21 protein-coding genes, 1 tRNA gene, 2 rRNA genes and 1 riboswitch are annotated in these 25,003 nt (G+C 65.4%); of the genes, 9 read left to right on the top strand and 15 right to left on the bottom strand.

Annotated features, from left to right (window positions below; genetic code table 11):
• On the bottom strand, positions 1-1,771 hold a 1,771-nt coding region (locus tag AC5RUO_RS19830), incomplete at its 3' end, for an aminomethyl-transferring glycine dehydrogenase (protein WP_494104424.1).
• A 193-nt stretch (positions 1,772-1,964) separates the two neighbouring features.
• A riboswitch (glycine riboswitch) is annotated at positions 1,965-2,061 on the bottom strand.
• 92 nt (positions 2,062-2,153) lie between these two features.
• On the bottom strand, positions 2,154-2,690 hold the full coding sequence (locus AC5RUO_RS19825) for a TetR/AcrR family transcriptional regulator (RefSeq protein ID WP_494012236.1): 537 nt from the start codon (positions 2,688-2,690) through the stop codon (positions 2,154-2,156).
• An 84-nt stretch (positions 2,691-2,774) separates the two neighbouring features.
• Here AC5RUO_RS19825 and AC5RUO_RS19820 point away from each other — a divergent pair, with 84 nt between their 5' ends.
• Positions 2,775-4,340, top strand: a complete 1,566-nt coding sequence (locus AC5RUO_RS19820; protein ID WP_494104423.1) for an MFS transporter — start codon at positions 2,775-2,777, stop codon at positions 4,338-4,340.
• Positions 4,341-4,433: 93 nt separating this feature from the next.
• On the opposite strand, the gene AC5RUO_RS19815 is transcribed toward AC5RUO_RS19820, so the two are convergent.
• Complete coding sequence (locus AC5RUO_RS19815; protein ID WP_494104422.1) at positions 4,434-4,913, bottom strand: Dps family protein; 480 nt, start codon at positions 4,911-4,913, stop codon at positions 4,434-4,436.
• Positions 4,914-5,135: 222 nt separating this feature from the next.
• Here AC5RUO_RS19815 and AC5RUO_RS19810 point away from each other — a divergent pair, with 222 nt between their 5' ends.
• Positions 5,136-6,692 (top strand): APC family permease, encoded by a 1,557-nt coding sequence (locus tag AC5RUO_RS19810; RefSeq protein ID WP_494053718.1) that lies wholly within the window; start codon positions 5,136-5,138, stop codon positions 6,690-6,692.
• A gap of 81 nt (positions 6,693-6,773) precedes the next feature.
• Here AC5RUO_RS19810 and AC5RUO_RS19805 read toward each other — a convergent pair whose 3' ends face one another.
• Positions 6,774-7,325 carry an AMIN-like domain-containing (lipo)protein gene (locus AC5RUO_RS19805; RefSeq protein WP_494012233.1) on the bottom strand — a complete coding sequence of 184 codons (552 nt, stop codon included), beginning with the start codon at positions 7,323-7,325 and terminating at the stop codon, positions 6,774-6,776.
• Positions 7,326-7,554: 229 nt separating this feature from the next.
• Entirely contained in the window at positions 7,555-7,857 is a 303-nt protein-coding gene (locus AC5RUO_RS19800) for a DUF4193 domain-containing protein (protein WP_494012238.1), read from the bottom strand.
• Between the two features lie 263 nt (positions 7,858-8,120).
• Between AC5RUO_RS19800 and AC5RUO_RS19795 the strand changes: the two genes are divergently transcribed.
• Positions 8,121-8,468 carry a hypothetical protein gene (locus AC5RUO_RS19795; RefSeq protein WP_494012232.1) on the top strand — a complete coding sequence of 116 codons (348 nt, stop codon included), beginning with the start codon at positions 8,121-8,123 and terminating at the stop codon, positions 8,466-8,468.
• A gap of 40 nt (positions 8,469-8,508) precedes the next feature.
• Here the strand turns inward: AC5RUO_RS19795 and AC5RUO_RS19790 are convergent, their stop codons facing one another.
• From AC5RUO_RS19790 to AC5RUO_RS19770, 5 genes are all read right to left on the bottom strand, one after another.
• Positions 8,509-9,762 carry an MFS transporter gene (locus tag AC5RUO_RS19790; protein ID WP_494012231.1) on the bottom strand — a complete coding sequence of 418 codons (1,254 nt, stop codon included), beginning with the start codon at positions 9,760-9,762 and terminating at the stop codon, positions 8,509-8,511.
• Between the two features lie 12 nt (positions 9,763-9,774).
• The gene (locus tag AC5RUO_RS19785) at positions 9,775-11,943 is read right to left on the bottom strand and encodes an elongation factor G-like protein EF-G2 (RefSeq protein ID WP_494104421.1); all 2,169 of its coding nucleotides are present in this window, start codon (positions 11,941-11,943) and stop codon (positions 9,775-9,777) included.
• A gap of 136 nt (positions 11,944-12,079) precedes the next feature.
• Positions 12,080-12,502 (bottom strand): ChaB family protein, encoded by a 423-nt coding sequence (locus AC5RUO_RS19780; RefSeq protein ID WP_494012229.1) that lies wholly within the window; start codon positions 12,500-12,502, stop codon positions 12,080-12,082.
• Positions 12,503-12,787: 285 nt separating this feature from the next.
• A tRNA-Thr gene (locus AC5RUO_RS19775) sits at positions 12,788-12,864 on the bottom strand.
• A 177-nt stretch (positions 12,865-13,041) separates the two neighbouring features.
• Entirely contained in the window at positions 13,042-13,917 is an 876-nt protein-coding gene (locus AC5RUO_RS19770; RefSeq protein WP_494104420.1) for a DsbA family protein, read from the bottom strand.
• Between the two features lie 179 nt (positions 13,918-14,096).
• Between AC5RUO_RS19770 and AC5RUO_RS19765 the strand changes: the two genes are divergently transcribed.
• The 4 genes from AC5RUO_RS19765 (at position 14,097) to AC5RUO_RS19750 (ending at position 19,260) form a co-directional block, all read left to right on the top strand.
• On the top strand, positions 14,097-15,599 hold the full coding sequence (locus tag AC5RUO_RS19765; RefSeq protein WP_494104419.1) for an alpha,alpha-trehalose-phosphate synthase (UDP-forming): 1,503 nt from the start codon (positions 14,097-14,099) through the stop codon (positions 15,597-15,599).
• Positions 15,589-16,422 (top strand): trehalose-phosphatase, encoded by an 834-nt coding sequence (gene otsB, locus AC5RUO_RS19760; RefSeq protein WP_494053710.1) that lies wholly within the window; start codon positions 15,589-15,591, stop codon positions 16,420-16,422. The genes AC5RUO_RS19765 and otsB overlap by 11 nt, the downstream gene beginning before the upstream one ends.
• A 218-nt stretch (positions 16,423-16,640) precedes the next feature.
• On the top strand, positions 16,641-17,723 hold the full coding sequence (locus AC5RUO_RS19755) for an ABC transporter ATP-binding protein (protein WP_013599924.1): 1,083 nt from the start codon (positions 16,641-16,643) through the stop codon (positions 17,721-17,723).
• Positions 17,724-17,844: 121 nt separating this feature from the next.
• Positions 17,845-19,260: a DUF4032 domain-containing protein gene (locus AC5RUO_RS19750; protein ID WP_009359149.1), complete on the top strand. Its 1,416-nt coding sequence runs from the start codon at positions 17,845-17,847 to the stop codon at positions 19,258-19,260.
• On the opposite strand, the gene AC5RUO_RS19745 is transcribed toward AC5RUO_RS19750, so the two are convergent.
• Positions 19,257-20,633 carry an FAD-binding oxidoreductase gene (locus AC5RUO_RS19745; protein ID WP_494012224.1) on the bottom strand — a complete coding sequence of 459 codons (1,377 nt, stop codon included), beginning with the start codon at positions 20,631-20,633 and terminating at the stop codon, positions 19,257-19,259. The genes AC5RUO_RS19750 and AC5RUO_RS19745 overlap by 4 nt on opposite strands.
• A 194-nt stretch (positions 20,634-20,827) precedes the next feature.
• On the opposite strand from AC5RUO_RS19745, the gene AC5RUO_RS19740 reads away from it, so the two are divergent.
• Both AC5RUO_RS19740 and AC5RUO_RS19735 read left to right on the top strand, forming a co-directional pair.
• Positions 20,828-22,561, top strand: coding sequence for a glycoside hydrolase family 13 protein (locus AC5RUO_RS19740; protein ID WP_494104418.1), 1,734 nt, complete (start codon positions 20,828-20,830; stop codon positions 22,559-22,561).
• A 2-nt stretch (positions 22,562-22,563) separates the two neighbouring features.
• A complete protein-coding gene (locus AC5RUO_RS19735; RefSeq protein WP_494104417.1) occupies positions 22,564-23,619 on the top strand; it encodes a LacI family DNA-binding transcriptional regulator in 1,056 nt (351 codons plus the stop codon).
• Here the strand turns inward: AC5RUO_RS19735 and AC5RUO_RS19730 are convergent, their stop codons facing one another.
• The 4 genes from AC5RUO_RS19730 to AC5RUO_RS19715 all read right to left on the bottom strand — a co-directional run.
• Positions 23,620-23,865, bottom strand: coding sequence for a GNAT family N-acetyltransferase (locus tag AC5RUO_RS19730; protein WP_494012221.1), 246 nt, complete (start codon positions 23,863-23,865; stop codon positions 23,620-23,622).
• Positions 23,862-24,353 (bottom strand): SRPBCC family protein, encoded by a 492-nt coding sequence (locus tag AC5RUO_RS19725; protein WP_494104416.1) that lies wholly within the window; start codon positions 24,351-24,353, stop codon positions 23,862-23,864. The genes AC5RUO_RS19730 and AC5RUO_RS19725 overlap by 4 nt, the downstream gene beginning before the upstream one ends.
• Before the next feature lie 153 nt (positions 24,354-24,506).
• A 5S ribosomal RNA gene (rrf, locus tag AC5RUO_RS19720) occupies positions 24,507-24,623 on the bottom strand.
• A 169-nt stretch (positions 24,624-24,792) separates the two neighbouring features.
• A 23S ribosomal RNA gene (locus AC5RUO_RS19715) occupies positions 24,793-25,003 on the bottom strand; the annotation flags it as partial.

Below are 25,003 nucleotides of genomic sequence, written 5' to 3'. Positions count from 1 at the left end.
GGATCAGGCAGACATTGCGCTGGCCCTCGCCGCGGGAACGGTGGTAGCCGCGGATCGCGAGCAGGCCGGCGAGCTCGCCCTGGGACCCGGCGTTGGGCTGGATGGACACCTGGTCATAGCCGGTGATCTCCGCCAGGTCCGCTTCCAGTCCTGCGATCAGTTCACGCCAGCCCTCGGTCTGGGAATCCGGGGCGAACGGGTGGATCGAGGCGAACTCCGGCCACGAAATGGCCTCCATCTCGGCCGTGGCGTTCAGCTTCATGGTGCATGAGCCCAACGGAATCATGGTCCGGTCCAGCGCCAGGTCACGGTCAGAGAGCTTGCGGATGTAGCGCAGCAACTGGGTTTCGGACCGGTGGGTGTTGAACACCGGGTGCTGCAGGAACTCTGAGGTGCGCTCAACCGCGGGGTCCAGTGCGAATGACGCCGTTGATCCCACTGCCTCCCCGCCGAAGACGGAGACGACGCCGGCGACGGTCGCCGTCGTGGTGGTTTCGTCCACGGAGATGCCCACGGTGTCGGCGTCGATGCCGCGGAGGTTGATGCCCTTCTCCTCCGCAGCGGCAACGATGCCCGCCGCGTTGCCGGGTACGCGGACAGTGACCGTGTCGAAGAAGGAGGTGTGCAGGACATCGAGTCCCGCGGCTTTCAGTGAAGCTGCCAGCGTGCGGGCATGGCGGTTGGTGGTCTGGGCAATCGCTTTCAGGCCCTCGGGGCCGTGGTAGACGGCGTAGAAGGAGGAGACGATGGCCAGCAGTGCCTGCGCGGTGCAGATGTTGGAGGTCGCCTTCTCGCGGCGGATGTGCTGCTCGCGGGTCTGCAGCGCCAGGCGGTAGGCGGGGGCACCGGCGTCGTCCTTGGACACACCGACCAGGCGGCCGGGCATGGAACGCTCCAGGCCTTTTTGGACGGCGATGTAGGCAGCGTGCGGGCCGCCAAAGAACAACGGGACACCAAAACGCTGGGCGGAGCCAACAGCGATATCAGCACCCTGCTCGCCCGGAGGCGTGATCAGGGTCAGGGCGAGCAGGTCGGCAGCGACGGTGACCAGCGCGCCGCGTTCCTTGGCCGCCGTGATGACGCCGGACTGGTCCCACACCCGGCCGGACACGCCGGGCTGCTGGAGGACAATGCCGTTGATGGCACCGTCCGGCAGGCCTGCGGAAAGATCGGCTATCTCCACGTCGAAGCCCAGCGCCTCGGCACGGCCCTTGACGATGGCGATGGTCTGCGGCATGCAGTCGGCGTCAAGGACGGTCTTGCCGTCCTTGGCATCCTTGTTCTTGTTGGCGCGCCTCATCATGAGCACTGCCTCGGCCACCGCGGTGGCTTCATCGAGCAGCGAGGCGTTGGCAATGGGCAGCCCCACCAGGTCCTGGACCATGGTCTGGAAGTTCAGCAGCGCTTCGAGCCGGCCCTGCGAAATCTCGGGCTGGTACGGGGTGTAAGCCGTGTACCAGGCCGGGGACTCCAGGATGTTGCGGCGGATCACCGGCGGCGTCACGGTGTCGTAATAGCCTTGGCCGATCATCTGGACCGCGGTCTTGTTCTTCGCCGCAAGCTTGCGCAGTTCTGCGAGCGCTTCAACCTCGCTCAGCGCCGGCGACAGCGTCAGTGGGGTGTCCTGCCGGATGTCCTTGGGAACCGCCTTGTCCACGAGCGCATCCACGCTGTCATAGCCGACGGCCTTGAGCATGGCGCCGATCTCGGCAGAGCGGCGGGCGCCGATATGCCGGTCAACAAAGGTGGCGGAAACCGGGGAAGCAGTCACAGGAACTCCATAATTCAGGCGGCGCAGGGTACGCCGCAGCGATTCGGGTTCCTCCCCGCTCTGTATTGGACCTGAGAGTTTCCGCGTTGCCAGCTTGCGCGTGGCCCCGCTTGCACCGTCGGTGAACACAACAGCCCAAGGCTCCCGCTCAACGGGTTACCCAGGCGGACTGCCTGCTGCTTTCCAGAGGTGCCTCGCCGCGGCGGTACATGGGCCTGTGAGATTCCTGGGGAGGGTTTGCTCCTACGGCGCCTGCTGTACTTTCGGCAGAACTCTCCCGCCGCAGATCAAAGGCTATTTATTTGGATTGTCGCGGGAAGCCGCTGGCGGCTCCCACAGCGCTTAATTGTCCTACGCCGCAGCGGCTGGGGCAAATGGCCGGCTACCGCCGCAGGCGCTCCAGGGCTGCCAGCAATTCGTCCACATCGGCGGCCGCGCCGCCCGGTGGTACCGGCCCCACAGACAGCATGGCGTTGAAGTAGAGCCCGTCCCCCATGTACAGCACTGCTTTGGCAAGCGCCGGGCCCACGTCGGCCGCGATCTCGTCGAGCCAGCGCTGCTGGATCGCTGCGAACCGGCGGCGCGTTTCCTCGTGCGCCACCTCCGCCAGGCGGGTTGCGGCGACGATCGCCCGGTCCAGCGGAGTATCCGCCCAGACGGAAGACCGGATGAAGTAGGCCGCAGCCCCTTCCCCGGCAGCTGCCATGGCATCGGCGTCGGCTCCTGCCAGCCCGTCAAGCCGGTCCAGCAGCACCTGGATCAGGGCTTCCTTGTTGGGGAAGTGGTACAGAAGCCCGCCTTTGGACACTCCGGCCTTCGCCGCAACGGCATCCAGGGTTGCCGCGCGCTCACCCACCTCAATCAGGAGGGCTTCAAAGGCGTCAAGGACCGCTTCACGGGCTACGGGCTTTCGGGGCATGCGTCTAATCATGCCTTTTGCGGCGGCGGCCTCTCCAACCCGTCCGGATTCGTAACTGTACCGTCTGGACGGTATAGTTATTTCATGACAACTTCCGCTGCCCCCACCAGGACCCCGACGGCCCCCGCCGGCGGCCCGGCCGTGCGGGCGCCGTGGCGCGACTGGCTTGCCCTGGGCTTACTGATGTTCCCGGTCCTGCTGGTTGCCGTGGACAACACCGCCCTCACCTTTGCCCTGCCCGCGATCGCCCGAGCCCTGGAACCCACCGGCGTCCAGCTCCTGTGGATCGTGGACGCCTACCCCCTGGTGCTCGCCGGCCTGCTGGTGTCCATGGGCAGCCTCGGCGACCGCATTGGCCGGCGGAAGCTGCTGGTCATCGGGAGCATCGGCTTTGCCGCCCTGTCCGCGGCCACGGCTTTCGCCCCAAGCCCCGCCTGGCTGATCGCCGGCCGGGCATCCCTGGGGTTCTTTGGCGCGATGCTGATGCCGTCCACGCTCTCCCTGATCCGCAACATCTTTCCGCAGCCCCGCCGCCGCAGGCTGGCGGTAGCCATCTGGGCAGCCGGGTTCTCCGGCGGGGCGGCCCTGGGACCGATTTTTGGCGGCTGGCTGGTGGAGCAGTTCTGGTGGGGCGCGGTGTTCCTGGTGGCCGTGCCGCTCATGCTGCCCCTCCTGGCCTTCGGCCCGGCCTTCATCCCGGAGTCAAAGGACCCCGCCCCGGGCCGCGTGGACGTGCCCAGCATCCTGCTGTCCCTGCTGGTGATGGTCCCCCTGGTCTACGGCATCAAGGAACTGGCCACGGAAGGCGCCGGCCCGGCAGCCATCGCCGGCATCGCCTTCGGCCTGGCCATGGGTGCAGTCTTCGTGCGCCGGCAGCTGCGGCTGGCCAATCCGCTGCTGGATATGTCCCTGTTCCGGAACAGGGTGTTCAGCATGGCCATTACGGCCAACGTCCTGGCCCTGTTTTCCTTCAACGGCTTCATCCTCTTCCTGGCGCAGCACTTGCAGCTGCTCGAGGGCATGTCCCCTTCGGCAGCGGGCATGGCAATGATCCCGGCCCTTGTGGCCACGGTGGTGGCAGGGCTGGCCGTGGTGCCGCTGGTGCGGCGCGTGCGGCCGGGGTTCGTGGTGGCCGCCGGGCTGGCCTTCAGCGCCACGGGGTACAGCGTGGTCACCTTCGGGAACCACGACGGCGGCCCCTCGCTTCTGCTGGCCGCCCTGCTGGTCCTTGCCCTGGGCGTGGGTACGGCCGAGACTATTTCAAACGACCTGATCCTGGGGGCAGCGCCGCCGGAGAAGTCCGGTGCCGCCGCCGCCATTTCTGAGACCGGCTACGAAGTTGGCGCCCTCCTGGGCACCGCAGTGCTGGGCTCGATCCTGACAGCTTCCTACCAGCACAACCTCCGGCTGCCGGCCGCGTTGGCGGAGTCGGTACCCGAGGGCGCCATCCACAACGCGGGCGAAACCCTCGCCGGCGCCATGGATGTGGCTGCCGCCCTGCCGGCACCCCTGGCTGACGCGGTGCGGCATGCTGCGGCGGCAGCCTTCGATTCCGGCGTCCACGTCACCGCGGCAATCGGGCTGGTACTGATGGCTGGGGCGGCAGTCCTCGCCGCCGTCGTACTTCATAAAGTCCCAACAGCCACCTAAGCGGCAGTGTCAAGCACAGCAAAAGCGCCCGGCGCCGGAGATGAACCTCAGACGCCGGGCGCTTGCTGCGTGCCGGCGTTCCCCGCCGGCGGGCTACTTGGAATCCGGGGCGGTTACGCTGGCCGTGGGCTTCATGGTTTCGGCGTTCACCATCCAGGCGAACTGCTCCAATTTGAGGATGAACTCGTGCAGCAGGTCCGCGCTGGTGGGGTCTTCCTCGTCCACCTCGTCATGGACCTTGCGCATGGTGCCCACGGCCGCCTCGAGGGCGGCCACGATCCGTTCGATCGCATCCTTGGTGCTGATCAGGCCCTCGGGAAACGGCGCCAGGCTGGTGGACCCGGACACAGTGGAACTGCGGCCGTCCGGAAGTGCATGCAGGGCGCGCATGCGCTCCGCCGTGTCATCGGCAAACTGCCGCGTGGCATCAACAATCTCATCAAGCTGCAGGTGGAGGTCCCGGAAGTTGGTGCCCACGATGTTCCAGTGCGCCTGCTTGCCCCGGATGTGCAGTTCAATCAGGTCGGTGAGCACGGCCTGCAGGTTGTTGGTCAGGGTCGGTGAAGCTTTCATCAGTCCTCCTCGAGTGGTCCAGTACGTGCGACGCTACCAGCCCCGCGAAAGGCCTGAAGGGCCCGGATAAGAATTTCTCAGTGAGCTTACTAACTGGAGTGGCGCCGGTCATAAACGAATGTGATTCATATTGCCCCTTGCGCTCCGGCCTTCCCGCCCCCATACTAAATGAACGTCATTCATATAGTGATCGTGATCATAAAGTCTTCAGAAAGTGGTGCCATGACAGAGACGCTCCGCACCAGTACGTCCTCAGCCGGCTCCGGCAACCAACCCTCGGGCAGCGGCGGAATCAGCGCCAAAGGACTGAAGGGCGGGCAGCTGGGCCTCCTCGCCGTCGTCGTCCTTGGTATTTCCACCATTGCCCCCGCCTACACCCTCACCAGTGCACTGGGCCCCACCGTCAATGAAGTCGGACTCCAGCTGCCTGTCATCTTCCTGATCGGGTTCATCCCCATGATCCTGGTTTCGCTCGCCTACCGGGAACTCAACGCCGATTCCCCGGACAGCGGTACGACCTTCACCTGGGTTACCAAGGCCTTCGGCCCCTGGGTGGGCTGGATGGGCGGCTGGGGCCTGCTCGCCGCCAACATCATCGTCCTGTCCAACCTCGCGGGCGTGGCCGTCGATTTCTTCTACCTTTTCCTGTCGCAGCTCACAGGTTCCGCCGAATTGGCGGACCTTGCCGACAACAAGGCGATCAACGTCCTGACGTGCTTCGTGTTCGTGGCCCTGGCCGTCTGGGTCAGCTACCGCGGCCTGCACGCCACCAAGCTGGTGCAGTACGGCCTGGTGGGGTTCCAGCTGCTGGTCCTTGGACTGTTCGTGGCCATGGCGTTCGCCAACTGGTCCGCTTCCGAAACGGCCATCCCCTTCAGCTGGGAGTGGTTCGACATCACCAAAGTCGAAACTTTCAGCCAGATAGCCGCCGGGATCTCACTGTCCATCTTCGTGTACTGGGGATGGGACGTCTGCCTGACGCTTAACGAGGAAACGGCCAACGGCAAGAAGACTGCCGGTGTGGCCGGTACCCTGACCGCCATCATTGTCCTTGCCATCTACCTCCTGGTCAGCATCGCCACCATGATGTTCGCCGGACTCGGAGATACGGGCAACGGGCTGAACAATGAGGACAACCACGAGAACATCTTCACGGCCCTCGCCTCCCCCATCATGGGCCCGTTCGCCATCCTGATGTCGCTTGCCGTGCTGTCCAGCTCAGCCGCCTCCCTGCAGTCCACGTTCATGTCCCCCGCGCGTGGCTTGCTGGCCATGGGGCACTACGGCGCCTTGCCGGAGCGGTTCGGCAAGGTCAGCAGGAAGTTCGCGACGCCGGGCTTCGCCACCGTCATTGCAGGCCTCGTTTCTGCCGGGTTCTACGCCGTCATGCATGTGGTCAGCGAGAACGTCCTGAACGACACCATCGTGTCGCTGGGCCTGATGATCTGCTTCTACTACGGCCTGACAGCCCTGGCCTGCGCCTGGTACTTCCGGCACAGCGTCTTCAGCAGCGCCCGCAACTTCATCCTGCGGCTGCTGTGCCCGGTGCTTGGCGGGGTGGGCCTGTTCGTGGTGTTCTTCCAGACCGCCGTGGACAGCCTCGCGCCCGAGTTCGGCAGCGGTTCGGAGGTCTTCGGCGTCGGCCTGGTCTTCGTGCTGGGCGTCGGGATCCTGGCCATGGGCGCGGTGTTCATGCTGGTGATGGCCAAGGTGCGGCCCGGCTTCTTCCGGGGCGAAACCCTGAAACAGGACACCCCTGCCCTGGTGGTCCCCGAGTAGGAATTTGCAGTCCGCACGTAAAGGTGCCGCGCCCCCGGATCCGGGGGCACGGCACCTTTTTGCCTTACGACGGCGGACGCGTCACCAGAAATGCGCCACATCAACCACCAGGCGGGAGCCGGAACCAGGTCCGTCCAGGGTGAACACCCGGAACGGAAGGCGGGCACGGACGCCGAGGCCGATGTTGGTGTACCCCTCGTAGCTGCCGGCCCAGGCCACTTGGCGGAAGGTCTGGTAGTTGGCAACGTTCGAGAGTTCCGCCTGGTTGCCCGGGTTATACGTGGGCTGCCCGGTTTGCGGATCATAGGCCGGGGCATTCACCCTGACCTGCAGCCGGGCGCCGCCCCGGACAGGGACGGTGAAGCCGGAACCGTCCTGGACCACCTGCGGAACGTAGCGCACGCTGTAGCCCGTTGCAGGGCCATTGAGGTCCACCACCATCCGGTCGAAGCAGTAGTGCTGCCCGGTCCGGACGTTGGTGACTGATGCTTTGCTGAACGTGTCGTCAGCTTTGGACAGGGACCCCCAGACCAGTCCGCAATACGAAGTGGTTGCCGACGCGGGCCCCGGAACCAGGATTCCCAGGCCGACGGCCATAAGGATAGCCGTGAGCCAGATGGAGAGTTTTTTCATTGTGGAGCCACCCAAGGAAGGAGCGATTGGATAGCTCAAGACTAGGAGCCTCATGCACGCGAAACGAGGCTTGTGGCCGCTTCGGCGCGCAACCGTTAGTCTGCCGCGGCCAGCATTAAGAGGCCATAAAAACGGCGCTGATTCCGGGCCTTTCTTGACCCTTCCGCTGCCGTTTCTGCATCATCCCGTTACCGGCGGTAACGGTCGCCGGACTGCTGCAAAAAGGGGGTCAGCCTTCGCACTCGATGCAGTACTTCATACCGTTCTTTTCCAGCGCCACCTGCGACCGGTGACGGACCAGGAAGCACGATGAACAGGTGAATTCGTCCTGCTGCTCGGGAACAACAATGACGGTCAGTTCCTCGTTTGACAGGTCGGCGCCGGGCAGGTCGATACCTTCGGCGGTGTCGTTCTCATCGACGTCAATGACCGCGGTCTGCGCATTGCCGCCACGTGACGCCTGGAGGGCCTCGAGCGAGTCAGCCGGAGACTCTTCTTCCTGCTTGCGTGGAGCATCGTAATCGGTAGCCATAGCCTGTTCACTTTCGTTGCTGCGCAGCGCCATTTCCGGCACCTCAGTGAAGCAGTTTAGGGCATGATCCCGTCACCGGCGCAATAGTGTGTTCCACCGGACAATCACGCGGCGTCTGCCGCGGATTCACCGTGCACGGCGCGGGCTAGGCCGGCGTTTCCCGCCCGTCTCGCAGCCGTTAACCCGTGGCGGTTTGCCGGGCGCGGTCCTACGCTGAAAGCGCGCCGGCCCCAGCAGCCGGAGCGCAGCGTGAAGGAGGCACCATGGCAGCAAAGCTTAACCGCACGGCACTTGAGCAGGCGCGCAGGCTGATCAAGGAAGGAAAGGTCCAACGGGATATCCGGGATGACTGGAGCGAGCATGCCCCGTCCACGGACCAGGAAAACTCGTTCATCGACAAGCACGGCTTCAAGGACTTCGCTGCGTGGCACCTGGGCCGGGATGACGAAAAGACGGAGGGCACCAAGGGCAGCGTCAGCTTTCCGTACGGGGACTTCAGCAAGGTGCACCGGTGCGCGGTCATCTCGCTCGAGGGAAGGGCCGCCCAGTACGGCCACGACGACATCCGGGACGCAGCACGAAAGCTGCTTGAACTGATGGACGGGGACTGAGGCTGCAGCGGTTCCGGTCTGGACGGCCTGCGGTTTACGGCTAGGGTGCTGCGGTCAGGTCCGACGCCGTGTCCGCCTGCGAGCGCTGCCGGCGGCTGAGCAGGATGAACGGCGCGGCCAGCAGCTGCACGGCGCCGCTGACAGCCAGTGATGCCGGATAGCCGTAGAGGTCCGCGCTCCGGCCGAGCAGGGGCTGCACCACCACGCCGCCGCTGGAGCCCATCAGGGAATCGAAGCTGAGGACAGTTGCGCGCTGCTTCGACGCAATCATGTCGTTCAGGTACGCCTGGCGCACCGGTGTGCCTGCCGCGCCCACCACTGCCCACAGGGCCAGCAGGACCAGGGCCAGCCAGAAAGCCGTGGTGAACAGCAGCACCACCAGGATCAATGAGCTGACCACGTTGCTCACGATCAGCACAGTGGTGCGCCTGCGGACCCGCTTCCGGACGCGGGGCGCCATCCACCCGCCCACGATGTCCGCTCCCGCCACGATGGCAGCCGCCAGCCCCGCAACGGCGTAGGCCCGGGGGTCCCCGAACAGCTGGAGCAGGTAGGGCTGCAGGGCGTAGAACACATAAAAGCCAACGCCTTCCGTGAACGGGGCAGCCAGCATGATGTAACGCACCGGCGGGTGCTTGAAACCGCCGTCGATCGAAGCTTTGAGGACCGATCGGGTCGCCCGCAGTGGGTGCGGCGACCGCTCCGGGGTGAAGCCGACGTCGTGCATGAGCAGGAACGCCACGGCAAACATGGCCACCAGGACGCCCACGCGGATCAGGAACGGCACACCCAGGTCGGTGGCCTGGGCGATCACGCCGCCTGCCACGGAACCGCCCAGCATGGCCACCCCGGACACCATCTGCCCCCGCCCGAGCACCGCTTCCAGCCCGCCGTCGTAGCCGGAAAAATGCAGGGCGTCCACCAGCCAGGCTTCCACCGCCCCGGAAAAGAAGGTGAAGCCCAAGCCCAGCAGCACGGACACAACAGCCCACCACCAGAACGGGGCTGACCACTGCCAGAGCAGGTAGTACAGGAATGTGGACGAAGCCAGGGTGATGGTGCCGAGCAGGAAAGACACCCGCCGGCCCCAGCTGTCCGCCACTACGCCCGTAGGCACCTCGAAGAGCACCATGCCGGCAGTGAAAAAGGCGTTGGCGGCAAAGGCTTCGAGGTTGCTGAGTCCCGCGTCGAGCAGGAACAGGGTGTTGATCCCCCAGATGAAGGACGTCGCAAGGGTGTTGCCCAGTGTCAGCGTCAGGTAGACCCGCTGGATCTTCCGTGCGGCCGCGTTCATCGGGGGAAAGGCTTAGGAGGGGCTGAAGCTGGCGGGCACAGGATCATGCCGCAGGTAGCGGCGGGTGAACCGGCCGGTTCCGGCGGTCAGGGCCCTGAGTTCCACGGCGTAGCGCAGCAGTTCCTGGTCCGGCACTTCGGCGCTGATTTCGGTCAGCCCGTCCCCGGTGGAGGTGGTTCCGGTCAGCCTTCCCCGCCGGCCGGACAGATCGCTCATGACGGAACCAACGTGCTCGTCCGAAACGGTGATACCCACGGATGACACCGGCTCCAGGAGCTGGATTCTTCCCGCTGCAGCAGCCTCCCTCAACGCCAGTGCGCCGGCGGCCTGGAAGGCGGCGTCGGAGGAGTCGACGCTGTGCGCCTTGCCGCCCACCAGCGTCACCCGTACATCAACCACCGGGAACCCTGCCGACACTCCCTTCTCCATCTGTGCGCGGACACCCTTCTCCACGGACGGGATGAAGGTCCCGGGGATCACCCCGCCAACCGTCTTGTCCAGGAACTCGAAGCCCCCGCCGCGGTCGAGCGGTTCCACCTCAATGTCGCAGACGGCATATTGCCCGTGGCCGCCTGACTGCTTCACATGGCGGCCATGCCCGGCCGAGGGTGCCGCGAAGGTTTCCCGGAGCGGGGTCACCACGTCCACCGTATGCAGCTTCACGCCCTGCTCGCGAAGCCGGTCCAGCACCACCTCGGCGTGCGCTTCGCCCATCACCCACAGGACCAGCTGGTGTGTTTCGGCGTTCCGTTCCACGCGGAGGGTGGGGTCGCCGGCCGCGATCTTGCCCAGGCTTCGTGCCAGCGCATCCTCGTCGCTGCGGGAGTCCGGTTCCACCGCCACTGGAAGCAGCGGCTCCGGCATTTCCCAGGTTGCGAGGATCAGGGGCTTGTCCCGGGAGGAAATGGTGTCCCCCGTTTCGGCGCTCCCCAGTTTGGCCAGCGCGCACATGTCCCCGGCCACGCAGTACGGCACCGGTCGCAGGGTTGCCCCGAGCGGCGAGTAAATGTGGGTGACGCGCTCGTCGGTGTCGTGGTCCTGGTGGCCGCGGTCCGCGAGCCCGTGTCCGCCAACATGCACCGGCGAGTCTTCACGCAGCGTCCCGGAAAAGACCCGGACAAGGCAGATCCGTCCGAGGAACGGGTCGATGGATGTCCGGACCACCTCTGCGGCCAGCGGCCCGGCGGGGTCGCAGGCCAGCGACCCCTCCGGTTGTCCCGCCAGGTCGGTCACCCCCGGCAGGCCGCGCTCCGTCGGCGGCGGGAACGCGCGGACCAGCACTTCCAGCAGTTCGGCAGTGCCCAGGCCCGTCAGCGCCGACGCTGGAAGGACCGGAAAGAACGAACTCCGGGCAACAGCGGTTTCCAGGTCGTCGATCAAAACCCCGGTGTCGATGTCCTCACCGCCAAGGTAGCGGTCCATCAGGGTCTCATCCTCGCTCTCGGCGATGATCCCCTCGATCAGCTCACCCCTGGCTGCCTCGACGCCTGCCAGTTCGCCCGCGTCCGCCTCACGGGAGCCGGGAGTCTCCCCCACCGAATAATCGGTGACGGTCCGGGACAAAAGCCCCAGGAGCCCGGTGACGTCCCCGCCCGCCCGGACCGGGACGTAGAGCGGAAGGACGCCCTCCCCGAACGCCTTCCGGCACTCGGCGAGGACGCCGTCGTAGTCAGCGCGCGGGTGGTCCGTCCGGGTAATCACGACGGCGCGTGGCAGCCTCGCCTGCTCACACTCCGCCCACAGGGCAGTGGTGGTGGCGTCGATCCCGTCGACGGCCGAAACGACGAAGAGGGCAGCATCCGCGGCACGCAACCCGGCGCGCATCTCGCCGATGAAGTCCGGGTAGCCGGGAGTGTCCAGCAGGTTGACCTTGATGCCGTCCACCATCAGGGGCACCAGCGAGAGCGTGACGGAGCGCTGCTGGTGGACAGCGGCAGGATCGGAATCACTCACCGTTGTTCCGTCGGCGATGGACCCTTTCCGCGTGATGACGCCGTTGGCGGCGAGCAGCGCTTCAATGAGCATCGTTTTGCCCGCACCCGAATGGCCGACCAGTGCGATGTTGCGGATTCCGGCCGGCTCCTCGGCGGCAATTCCGGCAGACCCGTCCGAGCGGCGTGCTTCCGGGCCGGTCCGGCCGCCGGATGTCCTCGCTGTGTCCTTCGTGCCTTTGACCGACATGGGATCCTCCTGGCGTCTTTGCCCTGCAACCCGTCCTAACGTGTCCTCTGATTCGACACCCTGGGACGCGTTACGGCAAGAGTGCCAGCGCTCCGGAACCTGCGATGTGCCCTGTCACGGCAGGCGCGCAGAGAGGCTACTTCCTGGCCTTCCGGGTGGCTGCGTCATTGGCCTTCTGGAGTGCCTTGACCAGTTCGCCCTTGTCCATCTTTGAACGGCCCTTGACGTCCAGCTTCTTGGCGAGCTGGAGCAAGTGCTCCTTGGAAGCATTGGCATCCACTCCCCCGGCGGTGGGCTTGGAGGATTTGACGCCCTCCTCGGCCCGCTTGTCGGACGGGCCCTTCTTGCCCTTGGGTTCCCAGTGGTCCCCCACCTTCTCGTAGCTGTGCTTAAGGGATGCGTAGGCGGCGCGGGCGGCGCGGCTCTCATCGTTGCCGTAGGACTCCAACGCGGAATCGTAGGTCTTGGCGAACGTGTCCTGGGCTTTTTGCTCTGAGCGCTGTAGCGTTGAGGGAAGCTCGTCCTTGCGTGCGTGGTCGTTTTTCCCGGTCTTGGGCATGGCACCCATCCTCCTTTTATCAGCAGGCTGATTATTTGAAGATGACACCAGCTTAGTCCCGCCACGGGGACGTGCCCCGATTTTTCAGTGATTTCCGGAAGTGAAGAAGCTGCTGGACCAGGGACTCCAGAACGTGTACTGGATGCTGAACGCCGGGAGGAATTCGCCCCGGGCTGGATCCCAAACTCCTTGCGCTGATCCAGACGACGGCCGAGGAGGAGCTGCAGGAGGCTGACAGCTCCCGGGTGTCCGGCAGCTAGGACCAGGCCACGCGGCGGGTTCTTCTGGAGCCCCCTGTCGGATTCGAACCGACGACCCCCGCTTTACAAGAGCGGTGCTCTGGCCAACTGAGCTAAGGAGGCATGCCCTGGCGGGCGGGCGCGCCGTGACGGCGCTAGATAAGGTTAGCCCAACTCCCGCCGGTGGTAAAAACGCCGGGGGCGAGGCAGGCCATACCGGAATGGGACAGCAAGGGGCCCCGTCCCGGAACAGTTTGACGTTCCGGCACCGGGCCCCTTGTGGCAGCAGTCGGGCCGGTGCTAGGCCTTCGCGTCGATCGCGGCCTGGATGTCGTCATTCAGGTCGGTGGTGCCGTCCCACTGCTTGCCGTCAATGAAGATGGTGGGGGTGCCGGTGATGCCGGTGTTGGACGCCAGCTGCGTGGAGTACTTCACGTAGGGGCGGAAAGTCTTGTCGTCCACGCAGCTGTTGATGTCCGCACCGATCTCGCTGGCGAGGGACTTGAGTTTGTCGTCCGAGAGGCCCGCTCCGCCTTCGGCAGGCTGGTTCGTGAACAGGACGTCGACGTATTCCGCGTACTTGTCCGGCGCCTGGTCAGCTACGCAGGCGGCGGCGTTGGCTGCGCGGGACGAGTAGTTGGTGCTGGACTGGCGGTCCAGGAAGCCCAGCGGCCGGTATTCAAGGGAGATCTTGCCCTCGTTGCGGAGCCCGGTAAGCGCGTCGTTGTAGGTGTCCTCGAAGCGCTTGCAGACGGGGCAGATGAAGTCGATGTAGGCCACGACCTTCACCGGCTGGCCTTCTTCAGCCTCGGCGCCCGGGGCAACCACCGGGTTGGGCAAGGCGTCGGGCTTGGCCGGAAGTTTGGCAATGTCCACCGTGGCCGAATCCGTTGCCTTCACCTCGGTGTTGGCCAGCAGCGTTACACCGCCGTTGACATTGCCGTTGGCGGGCACCGGACCCTGGTCCGCGATGGGCGTGTTCTGCCGGATGCTGGTGGTAACCACCAGGGCCACGACCGCAAGGATGGCCACCACCGCCGCCACGATGCCCCAGCCGATCAGCAGCTTGTTTCGCTTGTCCTTCTTGACCTGGGCTTCCCGGATCAAGCGCGCTTTCTCGCGCGCCTCCGCGGTTCGCTCAGCCTTGGACTTGCGTACTTCGTTTGCAGGGCTCATGTGTTCCTTGGGTCGATTGACGTAGGGGGTCCACTTCGTGGCACACCCCCATTTTAGGGGAGAAACCTGAGAGCTTGCCTCTTCAAGTATTTATCGGGCTTGACCAACGGACGAATAGCACCGATGATTCCGTCCCGTTAGGGTGGGGAAAGAGGCACAAGCAACCCCAGGGGGCCGCAATGCAAACACCCGTCCAGGAAAAACCCGCCGCTACAGCTGCAGCCGGTGCCGCCGGCAGCAGCCATGGCAACGAGACGAAATACGACTTCATGGTGGTCTCCAACAGGCTGCCCGTCGACCGCTGCGCACCCGGCGAAAGCGGGGATGACGGCTCGGGCTGGCGCCGCTCGCCGGGCGGCCTCGTCACCGCGCTGGCCCCGATGATGACCAAGACCGACGGCGCATGGGTGGGCTGGCACGGAGCCCCCGACGAAACGGTAGAGCCTTTCAGCCACGGCGGCATGGACCTGGTGCCCGTCCAGCTCAGTACCGATGACGTGGAGCTGTACTACGAGGGCTTCTCCAACGCCACCCTCTGGCCGCTCTACCACGACGTCATCGCCCCGCCGGAATTCCACCGCACGTGGTGGGACACCTACCGGAAGGTCAACCAGAGGTTCGCCGACGCCGTCGCCCGCCACGCGGACAAGGGCGCCACGGTGTGGGTGCAGGACTACCAGCTGCAGCTGGTCCCCCGGATGCTGCGCCGGGCCCGCCCGGACCTGCAGATCGGGTTCTTCAACCACATCCCCTTCCCGCCACCGGAGATTTTCGCGCAGCTGCCCTGGCGGCACGCAATCATTGATGGGCTCCTCGGCGCCGACCTGGTGGGCTTCCAGCGGGTAAGCGACGCAGGGAATTTCATGCGCTCGGCACGGCGGTTCCTGGGTGCCAGCGTCAAGCAGCAGCAGGTGCATGTCAAAGGCCAGGACGGCCAAATCACCCACATTGCCCGGGCACAGGCTTTTCCCATCTCCATTGACGTCCAGCAAATCAGCGAACTTGCCGCCAGGCCGGAGATCATTGAGCGGGCACGGCAGATCCGCCAGGACCTGGGAAATCCCAAGACCATCCTGCTCGGCGTGGACCGGCTGGACTACACCAAGGGCATCCGGCACCGGCTCAAGGCATTCGAGGAGCTCCTGGCCGACGGCAAGCTCAAGGTGGGCGACGCGACCCTGATCCAGGTGGCCTCCCCCAGCCGTGAGCGCGTGGAACAGTACCGCCTCCTGCGCGAAGAGGTGGAGGGCACGGTGGGGCACATCAACGGCACCTACGACACCATTGAAAACACCGCCGTCCGCTACTTGCACCACAGCTACCCGGTAGAGGAAATGGTGGCCCTGTACCTGGCCGCCGACGTCATGCTGGTCACCGCCTTGCGGGACGGCATGAACCTCGTGGCCAAGGAATATGTCACCGCCCGGACCAACAACGACGGCGCCCTGGTCCTCAGTGAATTTGCCGGTGCCGCTGACCAGCTCAAGCAGGCCCTGCTAATGAACCCGCACGATATCGACGGCCTCAAGAGCACCATCATGCGTGCCGTTGAACTCCCTCCCCGCGATGCCGCCAGGAGGATGCGCGCCATGCGGAAGCAGATTCTTGAACACGACGTGGATGCCTGGTCCGCCGATTTCCTCCGGGCCCTGAACGAAAAGGTGGTCCGGGATGACTCCTGACGGCCGCACCGGAACTTTCCTGGCGCTGTCCCCGGAGCTCCGCCAGGCCGTCCGGCGCGTGGCCGGCACCGAACATCTGCTGGTGGCCATGGACTTCGACGGGACCATGGCGCCCATAGTGGCGCACGCCGATGACGCGCGCCCCCTGCCGCGCGCGGCCGCCGCCTTCGCTGGGCTCGCCGCGCTGCCGCGGACGACGACGGCCCTCATCTCAGGCCGGGCCCTTGCCAGCCTGCGCGCCGTCGCTTCGCCGCCGGTGGACTCACTGCTCATCGGCAGCCACGGGGCGGAAGCCTGGCTGGGGCCCGGCTCCACCGGGCTCACACTGGATGAACAGCAGACGGCGCTGCTGGCCGAGGTCCGCGCCCTCCTCGCGGAGATTGTGGCCGAGGCTCCCGGAACCATGCTCGAGGACAAGCCGGCAGGCGTGGTGCTGCACACGCGACAGGCGGCGGACGACGTCGCCGCGGACGCGGTAGCTGCCGCACGCTCACTCCTGCAGGACCGGAAAGGCGTGTTCCTGAAGGACGGCAAGCGCGTCCTGGAGACCTCCGTCGTCAACGCCTCGAAAGGCGAAGGCGTCACATTCCTGAGGCAGGCAACAGGCGCCACGGCAGTCCTGTTCGCCGGGGATGACACCACTGACGAAGACGCGCTGGCACGGCTGGAGCCCGGCGATGTGGGCGTGAAAGTGGGCCTGGACTTCACCCAGGCGCAGTACCGCGTGGAGGCGCCGGTGCACGTTGCGGAGCTGCTTGAGGCGCTGCTGCAGGAGCGGAGCCTGGCCGTCGCGGAAGAGGATCCGGACGGGGCGCCGGAGTAAAGGGTGTCCAGGACAACATGTGACGTCCGTAACATTTGCAACAATAAACAACGCGTCTGACATACTCTTGCTTGTGATGTGGCGCACAGACACCGTGCGGCGTCACTCGGTGCACTGCGGCCAGTCCGGAGTCCACCTTGCAACACAAAACTGAACAAACATGAACCATTCACAACGGATCGTCCGGCACGTACCTGCCGGTGAAGGGATTGATAACTGTGGCTACAGTTACTTTTGACAACGCTACGCGTCTGTACCCGGGCACAGATAAGCCCGCCGTCGATAAGCTCAACATCGACATCGCCGATGGCGAATTCCTGGTCCTCGTGGGACCCTCCGGTTGCGGTAAGTCCACCTCCCTGCGCATGCTCGCAGGCCTCGAGGACGTCAACGCCGGCCGCATCCTGATCGGTGACCGCGACGTCACCGATGTTCCGCCGAAGGACCGCGACATCGCGATGGTGTTCCAGAACTACGCGCTGTACCCGCACATGACTGTGGCCGACAACATGGGCTTTGCCCTCAAGATCGCCGGCGTCTCCAAGGAAGAGCGCGCCGAGCGCGTTCGCGAAGCAGCAAAGCTCCTCGACCTCGAGCAGTACCTGGACCGCAAGCCGAAGGCACTCTCCGGCGGCCAGCGCCAGCGTGTTGCCATGGGCCGCGCCATCGTGCGTAACCCGCAGGTCTTCCTCATGGACGAGCCGCTGTCCAACCTGGACGCCAAGCTGCGTGTCCAGACCCGTACGCAGATCGCGTCGCTGACCCGCCGCCTCGGCGTCACCACGGTCTACGTGACCCACGACCAGGTCGAGGCCATGACCATGGGTGACCGCGTGGCTGTGCTCAAGGACGGCCTGCTGCAGCAGGTTGACACCCCGCGCAACCTCTACGACCGTCCAAAGAACGTCTTCGTTGCCGGCTTCATCGGCTCCCCCGCCATGAACCTGCTGGAACTGCCCGTCGTTGACGGCGGTGTCCAGTTCGGCGGCACCGTCTACCCCGTGCCGCGCGACGTCCTGGAAGAGGCACACGGCTCCACCGTCACCCTCGGCAGCCGCCCCGAAGACCTGGAAACCGCTCCGCACGGCGAGGGCCTGAAGGTTGAGGTGGACGTCGTCGAAGAACTCGGCGCCGATGCCTATGTCTACGGCCACACCACGTTGGACGGCAAGGACCACGACATCGTGGCACGCGTCGACGGCCGCCGCCCTCCGATGAAGGGCGAATCCATCTACGTCCGCCCGCAGTCGGGCCACGTGCACCTGTTCGACACCAAGACCGGTCTGCGCCTGGGCGACTAAATCCCACGCCTAACCGACGGCGGCCCACACCTTTTCGCAAACGGTGTGGGCCGCCGTCGGCCTTTAAATGCGCCGGCCGTCAATTTAGCCGCCCACCGCCAAGTACGGAAGAATTGAAGCCATGACCGAGGAATACAGCGCCCAGTGGCACGACGAACCCACCGACTACGCGCAGATCGGAAAACTGCCGCGGTTCGTGGCCGCCAGTGCCGACGACGGGAAAGCCGCCTCGGTCTCGTCGCTTAACATCACCGCCGCTGCCGCCGATCCCGAACTGTTGGACCTGCCCTGGCATATTGCCCTCGAAGACTGGCCGGCCGAATACCTCGCTGCCCTCCCCCGCGGTATCTCTCGGCACATCGTCCGCTTCGCCCACCTCGGCGGCTCCGTCATCGCCATCAAGGAAACCTCGGAGCACGTGGCCCGGCACGAATACCACATGCTTCGCAAGCTCGCCCGGCTGGACGTGCCCTGCGTGGAGCCGGTGGCGGTCATTACCGGCCGCGCAACCCCGGACGGTCGGCCACTCAACCCGGTCCTGGTCACCCGGCACCTCAAGTTCTCCATGCCGTACCGGGCGCTGTTCTCCCAGATGCTCCGCAAGGACACCCTGACCCGCCTCATCGACGCCCAGGCGCTGCTCCTGGTGCGGCTGCACCTGATCGGGTTCTACTGGGGCGACGTGTCCCTCTCCAACACCCTGTTCCGCCGCGACGCCGGCGCCTTTGCCGCCTACCTCGTGGACGCGGAAACCGGCGAGCTGTACCCGGACCTCTCCACCGGCCAGCGTGAATACGATCTTGAAATTGCACGGGTCAACATCGCCGGCGAACTCATGGACCTCCTGGACGGCGGACTGATCGAGGAAAAGGTGGACCCCGTGGCCACCAGTGAACTCATCATGGACAGCTACCGGCGCCTCTGGGCTGAGCTGACAGAGAAGGAGTCCTTCGAACTCGGCGAGCGCTGGCGCGTGGGTGCCCGCATCCGCCGCCTCAACGAACTCGGCTTCGACGTCGAGGAATATGCCATCAAGACCACCCAGAACGGCTCCACCATCCAGCTGCAGCCGAAGGTGGTGGACGCCGGGCACCACCAGCGGCGCCTGCTCCGCCTCACCGGCCTGGACGCACAGGAGAACCAGGCGCGCCGCCTCCTCAACGACATGGACTCCTTCCGGGCTGACAACAACCCGGACATGGATGAGGAATACAGTGCCCACCTGTGGGTCAGCCAGGTTTTCGAGCCGATCGTCCGTTCCATCCCCCGTGACATGTCCGGCAAGCTGGAACAGGCAGAGGTGGTTCACGAAGTCCTGGAACACCGCTGGTACATGTCCGAGAAGCAGGAACGCCACATTCCCCTGGCCGAGGCGGTGCAGTCCTACATCGACTCCATCCTCCGCCACCGCCGGGATGAGGCAGCCATCATGCTGAACCCGGACACCGGGCTGCTGAAGATCCTCGAGGTGGAGACCGAGGAGTCCCGGTATGGCGACGAGGAGTCCATCGACGAATACCCGGACGCGGACGACTAAGGCAGGATCGCTTTACCCGGGTTCAGGATGCCCTCGGGGTCGAACAGTTCCTTGATCCTGCGCTGTAGCTGCTGCAGCGGCACCGGCTGCTCCTGCCCCAGCCACCGCAGCTTGTACTGGCCCACCCCGTGTTCGCCCGTGATGGTGCCGCCCATGCCGAGGGCGGCCGTAATGCTTTCGTCCAGGGCCCGCTGGAGCCGCTCCATCGCCCCGGCATCCACGCCGCTGCCGTCCCGCTCGATCCAGAAGGTGGGGTGCAGATTGCCGTCCCCGGCGTGGGCCACCACTTTGAGGTTCACGTTGTGGCGGACGGCCATGGCCTCCAGCTCGCCGACATAATCCACCAGGCGCGAACGCGGCACGGCCACGTCCTCCCCCACCCGATACTCATCGTCAACCTCCGCGCCCCTGCTGTGACGCCGGAGCTCCACCAGCCGTTCAGCCTCGGCGCTGGCTTCCGCGGTGACTACCGCACCGCCGGACCGCAGAACAGTGCGCACCACCTCCGCCTCGGCACCGGCGCCAAACCCGTCCGTTTGGACCAGGAGCAGGGAGCCGCCCCGTGCGGTGAGGTTCGACCCATGGATGTCGTCCAGCTGGGCCAACGTGCCGCCGTCGAGCAGTTCCATGATGGCGGGCTGGACCCGCGCCTTGCCTACTGCCAGGACGCCCGCGGCAGCCATCCGGAAGTCGGGATAGAAGGCTGCCACCGTGTGCACCTCGTGGGGCAGGTACTTCAGCCGCACGGTGATTCCGACGACAATGCCCAGCGTCCCTTCCGAGCCGACAAACAATCCCGTCAGGTCATAGCCCGCTACGCCCTTGAACGTCTGGTGGCCGGTGTGGAGAAGGGAACCGTCCGCAAGCACCACGTCGAGGGCCAGCACCGAGTCCCTGGTGACCCCGTACTTTGCGCAGCGCAGCCCGCCCGCGTTCGTGGCCACATTGCCGCCGATCGTGGACGTGCGGAAGCTCGCTGGGTCCGGTGCGTACATCAAGCCATGCACGGCGGCAGCTTCGTTGAGCACCGCGTTGACCACTCCGGGTTCCACGACTGCCGTTTCGTCGTCCGGGTTGAGTGCAAGGATGTGGTCCATCCGCTCCAGCGACATGACAACGCAATTGCGCGTGGCGTGGGCGCCTCCGGACACTCCAGTCCCTGCTCCCCGGGCCACCACCGCCACACCCCTGGCCGCACAGGCGCGCACCACGGCCTGGACGTCCGCAACGGATTGCGGGAAAACGACGGCGAGTGGCAGGTGGAAGTCGATGATAGGCGCCTGGTCCACGGCGTACCGGCGGAGCGCGGCCTCTCTCACGTCAACCTGCCCATGGGCGAGCATGCCCTCGAGTTCATCAAGCACGCTGCCCACAAGGCCTCCATCCGGCGCCGAATTTGTCTCCTCAGTCTAGGGGCATCCGCGCACGCACTTCGTAACGTATCCCTGCATCACTGCAAGCGTTTCCACTACTGACCTGCAGCAACGCCCTCGTGGCGAACGTTATGCGGCCGTAAGAGTATGGAAGCGTTTTCATTTTCCCCTTCTCCTTGTCTAAACTGTCAACCATGTCTGTCGAAACTGTGATCCCCAGCACTACACTCGATGCCGGCCCGCTGACACTCATCCACGCTGCGGACGCCGTCCCGGGCTGGTGGCGCTCAGCCGTGATCTATCAGGTGTACCCGCGGTCTTTCCGCGACTTCAACGGCGACGGCATAGGCGACCTTGCCGGCATCACCGAGGAACTTCCGCACCTGGCGGACCTCGGCGTGGACGCGGTCTGGCTGTCGCCCTTCTACCGCTCTCCGCAGCGCGATGCGGGCTACGATGTCAGCGACTACTGCGATGTGGACCCGATTTTCGGCACCCTTGGCGACTTCGACGTCATGATGGCCGAGTCCCACCGACTGGGCCTGCGGGTTATCGTGGACCTGGTTCCCAACCACTGCTCCGACCAGCACCCCGCTTTCCAGGCCGCCCTGGCGGCGCCCGCCGGCAGCCCCGAGCGAGAGATGTTCATTTTCCGCGACGGCACCGGATCCGGCGGCCACGAGCCGCCCAACAACTGGCAGTCCCACTTCGGCGGGCCTGCCTGGACCCGGGTGGCCGGCCCGGACGGCCAGCCGGACCAGTGGTACCTTCACCTCTTCGATTCCTCCCAGCCCGACTTCAACTGGGACAACCCGGCCGTCCATGCCGAGTTTGAACGCGTCCTCCGGTTCTGGCTTGACCGCGGCGTCTCCGGGTTCCGCGTGGACGTTGCCCACGCCCTGGTCAAGGCTCCCGGGCTTCCTGCCTGGGGCGGACGGGCGGACGGCGGGAGCAGCGACGGGTTCCCAGGCCATGAAGCACCGATGTTCGGGCAGCCGGCCCTGCACGACATCTACCGCCACTGGCGCCGGGTCCTGGACGAGTACGGGCCGGACCGCATCCTCTGCGCCGAGGCCAATGTTGATCCGCTGCCGCGGCTCGCGAACTGGGTACGGGAGGACCAGATGCACCAGGCCTTTAACTTCCCGTACCTGCATGCAGGGTTGGACGTCCACCGGCTGCGCGGAGTGATCACGGACTCGCTGGTGGCGCTGGACGCCGTTGGCGCCCCAAGCACTTGGGTGCTGTCCAACCACGACGTCGTCCGGCATGCCAGCCGCTTCGGCTACAACGGGCCGGGCCCTCGTGACGGGGACGGGATTAGCCCCGCTGATCCCCCGCCGGACACCGCACTAGGGCGCCGCCGGGCAGCTGCCGCTTCGCTGTTCATGCTGGGACTGCCGGGTGCAGCCTACCTGTACCAGGGTGAAGAGCTTGGGTTGCCCGACGGCATCGACATCCCCGAGCACCAGCGGCAGGACCCCACTTTCGCGCGGACCGGCGGGGAGCGCCTGGGCCGTGACGGCTGCCGCATTCCGCTCCCGTGGCGTGCCGCGGACAAGCACCTCGGCTTTGGTGCCGGAGCCACCCCCTGGCTGCCGTTTCCGCCCACGTTCCCGGCCTTGGCGCGCGACGTCCAGGCTGCTTCGCCGTCGTCGCACCTCGCGCTGTACCGGAACATCCTTCGGATCCGGAGGGACCTGGACCTGGGCCGGGGCTCGCTCGCCTGGGCAGAGGACTGGTGCACCGGTTCCTCACTCGGGTATGTCAACGGCACTACGCTGGTGCTTATGAACCTCAACCACGAGCCACTGGAATTGCCCGCCGGGCAGGTCATCGTCCGCAGCCTTCCCTCGGAGTCCGGTACGGACCTCGCCTCGGGCGAGACTGCCTGGATCCAGCTTGGACCCGGCGCCGCAGCAGACTGAGCATGGCGGGCATCAAGGAGGTAGCAGCCAAAGCGGGCCTGTCCGTGGCTACCGTGTCCCGGGCGTTGAGCGGGAAAGCCAACGTGTCACCGCGTGCCCGCCGGCTTGCCCAGGAGGCTGCGCAGGAGCTGGGCTTTGTCCCGTCCTACCACGCTTCCAGCCTCGCTTCGGGGCGCAACCACAACATAGGGCTTGTGGTGCCGCATGTGCACCGGTGGTACTTCTCCTCGGTACTTGAGGGAGTCTCGGAGACCCTGCTGGATGCCGGCTACGACCTCACGCTGTATAACGTCGGCGAGCAGCCTGAACGGCGCAGCAGCGTGCTCAACGACTTCCTGCTGCGGAAGCGCCTGGACGCCGTGATCGCGGTGGCATTGGTGCTGAGTGAAGAGGAGATCCGGCAGCTCTTGGCTGTCCACCGTCCGATCGTGGGGATCGGCGGAGCGCTGCCGGGCGCGTCCACCATCCGTATTGACGATGAACGGCTGGCACGGGAGGCCACCGACCACCTCATCCGGCTGGGCCACACCCGGATTGCGCACATGACGGGTGACGCGGAACTGGACCGCGACTTCAAGCTGCCGGGAATCCGCCGCGGCGGCTTCGAAAAGGCGATGGCGGCTGCGGGCCTGCCACTTCGCCGGGAATGGCAGGTACCGGCCGATTTCACCATCCACGGAGCCTATGCGGGCGCACGCCGCATGCTGGGGACGGCAGCGGAACGGCCTACTGCCGTGTTCGCGGCTTCTGACGAGATGGCTGTCGGCATCATCCTCGCAGCACGTGACTTCGGCCTGCAGGTTCCGCACGATCTTTCCGTGGTGGGCATGGACGGGCATGAGCTTGGAGAGACGTTCGGGTTGACAACCATCAGCCAGGATCCGCGGGGGCAGGGCCAGCTGGCGGCACGAACCGCCCTCGACTTGCTTGGCGATGGCGGACAGAAGTCCGACGGCGGTGCGGGACAAAGTGCCACCGACCACGAATATCCCACGGAGTTCATCATCCGGACGAGTACGGCGGTACCGCCAGCGCAGGCTTCTACTCGGACGCTGTAGCTACTCCCCGTCAGCTTTGGGCTTGAGCTGCAGTTCCATCACCAGCTCCTTGGCAGCCGGATCCAGCGGGTAGGGCCTACGCCTTCCTGTGTCCCTGAAGCCATGGCGCAGGTAGAGGCGCTGGGCCCGCACATTGTCCTCATGCACTCCAAGCTCCAGCAGGTCCTCCTGCAGTTCATCCGTTGCTGCTGCGATACAACGGCGCAGCATCACGTCTCCCTCTTCCAGGCGACGGATTTCGGTCATTCAGCCCCCATGAACCGGGCATACCTTGCCAGGATCTCCGGCCAGGCGTCGGCGTATTCAGCACGGACTGCAGCGGGTTCCTCGGCGCCTTCCCACCCGTCATGGAATACGCGAACTTCTGTTCCCTCATCCACCGCTTTGAATACCACGAGGAGTTCAGTGGACCACAGGGCCGTAGTGCCGGGATGCCACGTGGCGTGGAAGGAGAACGGCGGCTGCCAGTCATCAAGCGTTCCCCAGATATTCGTTCGGCCGTCGTCGGCGGTCTCAAGAATGAGGTTCTCTTCGAACTCGACATAGGAGTCAGCCCCGTAAACGCCATGGGCTTCCAGCGGCCACCACAGGTGTGTATGGTCCGTGAAGCCGGCGAAGGCATGGGCTATGGTCCCCGGCACCACGACGGTATGCACCACAGGCTCCAGCAGATCCGATGCGGGCTGGCTGTCGTCTTCCCAGGGGTCCTGGCCATGGCTGAAGAGGCTGTTCATGGTGATCAACTCTACCGGGGTCTCTTAACCCAAAAGTGCCTCCGCCAACAGACCGTCACTTCCCCGAATGCCTTCAGGGAGCTTGGTTTGGTGGTTGGTTGTTTAAATGCGGGAGGCCCCAACCTGTGGTTGGGGCCTCGACCGTGATGTGTTGTCCGGCGGTGTCCTACTCTCCCACACCCTCCCGGGTGCAGTACCATCGGCGCTGTGGGTCTTAGCTTCCGGGTTCGGAATGGGACCGGGCGTTTCCCCCACGCTATGACCGCCGTAACCCTTGTACCCGCACCCTGGAAGGGGTGGGGAAATCTTTGGTTACAACTTCCTGCCCGTTGGGGCAGTGGTGGTGTTGTATTCAGTTATTGGTTGGTTCCGTGCAACCGTGACCCCTGGGGGTTTGTTGGTTGGGAACCACATAGTGGACGCTGGCAGTGTTTGTTTTGTGGTGTAAGTTGTTGGCCTATTAGTACCGGTCAGCTTCACGAGTCGTTAGTCCTCGCTTCCACATCCGGCCTATCAACCCAGTGGTCTGGCTGGGGGCCTCTCACACGCAATGGTGTATGGAAATCTCATCTTGAAGCGAGCTTCCCGCTTAGATGCTTTCAGCGGTTATCCCATCCGAACGTAGCTAATCAGCGGTGCACTTGGCAGTA

This window comes from Arthrobacter sp. Y3221087, from assembly GCF_059089905.1.
This window is presented reverse-complemented; position numbering and strand designations above follow the sequence as displayed.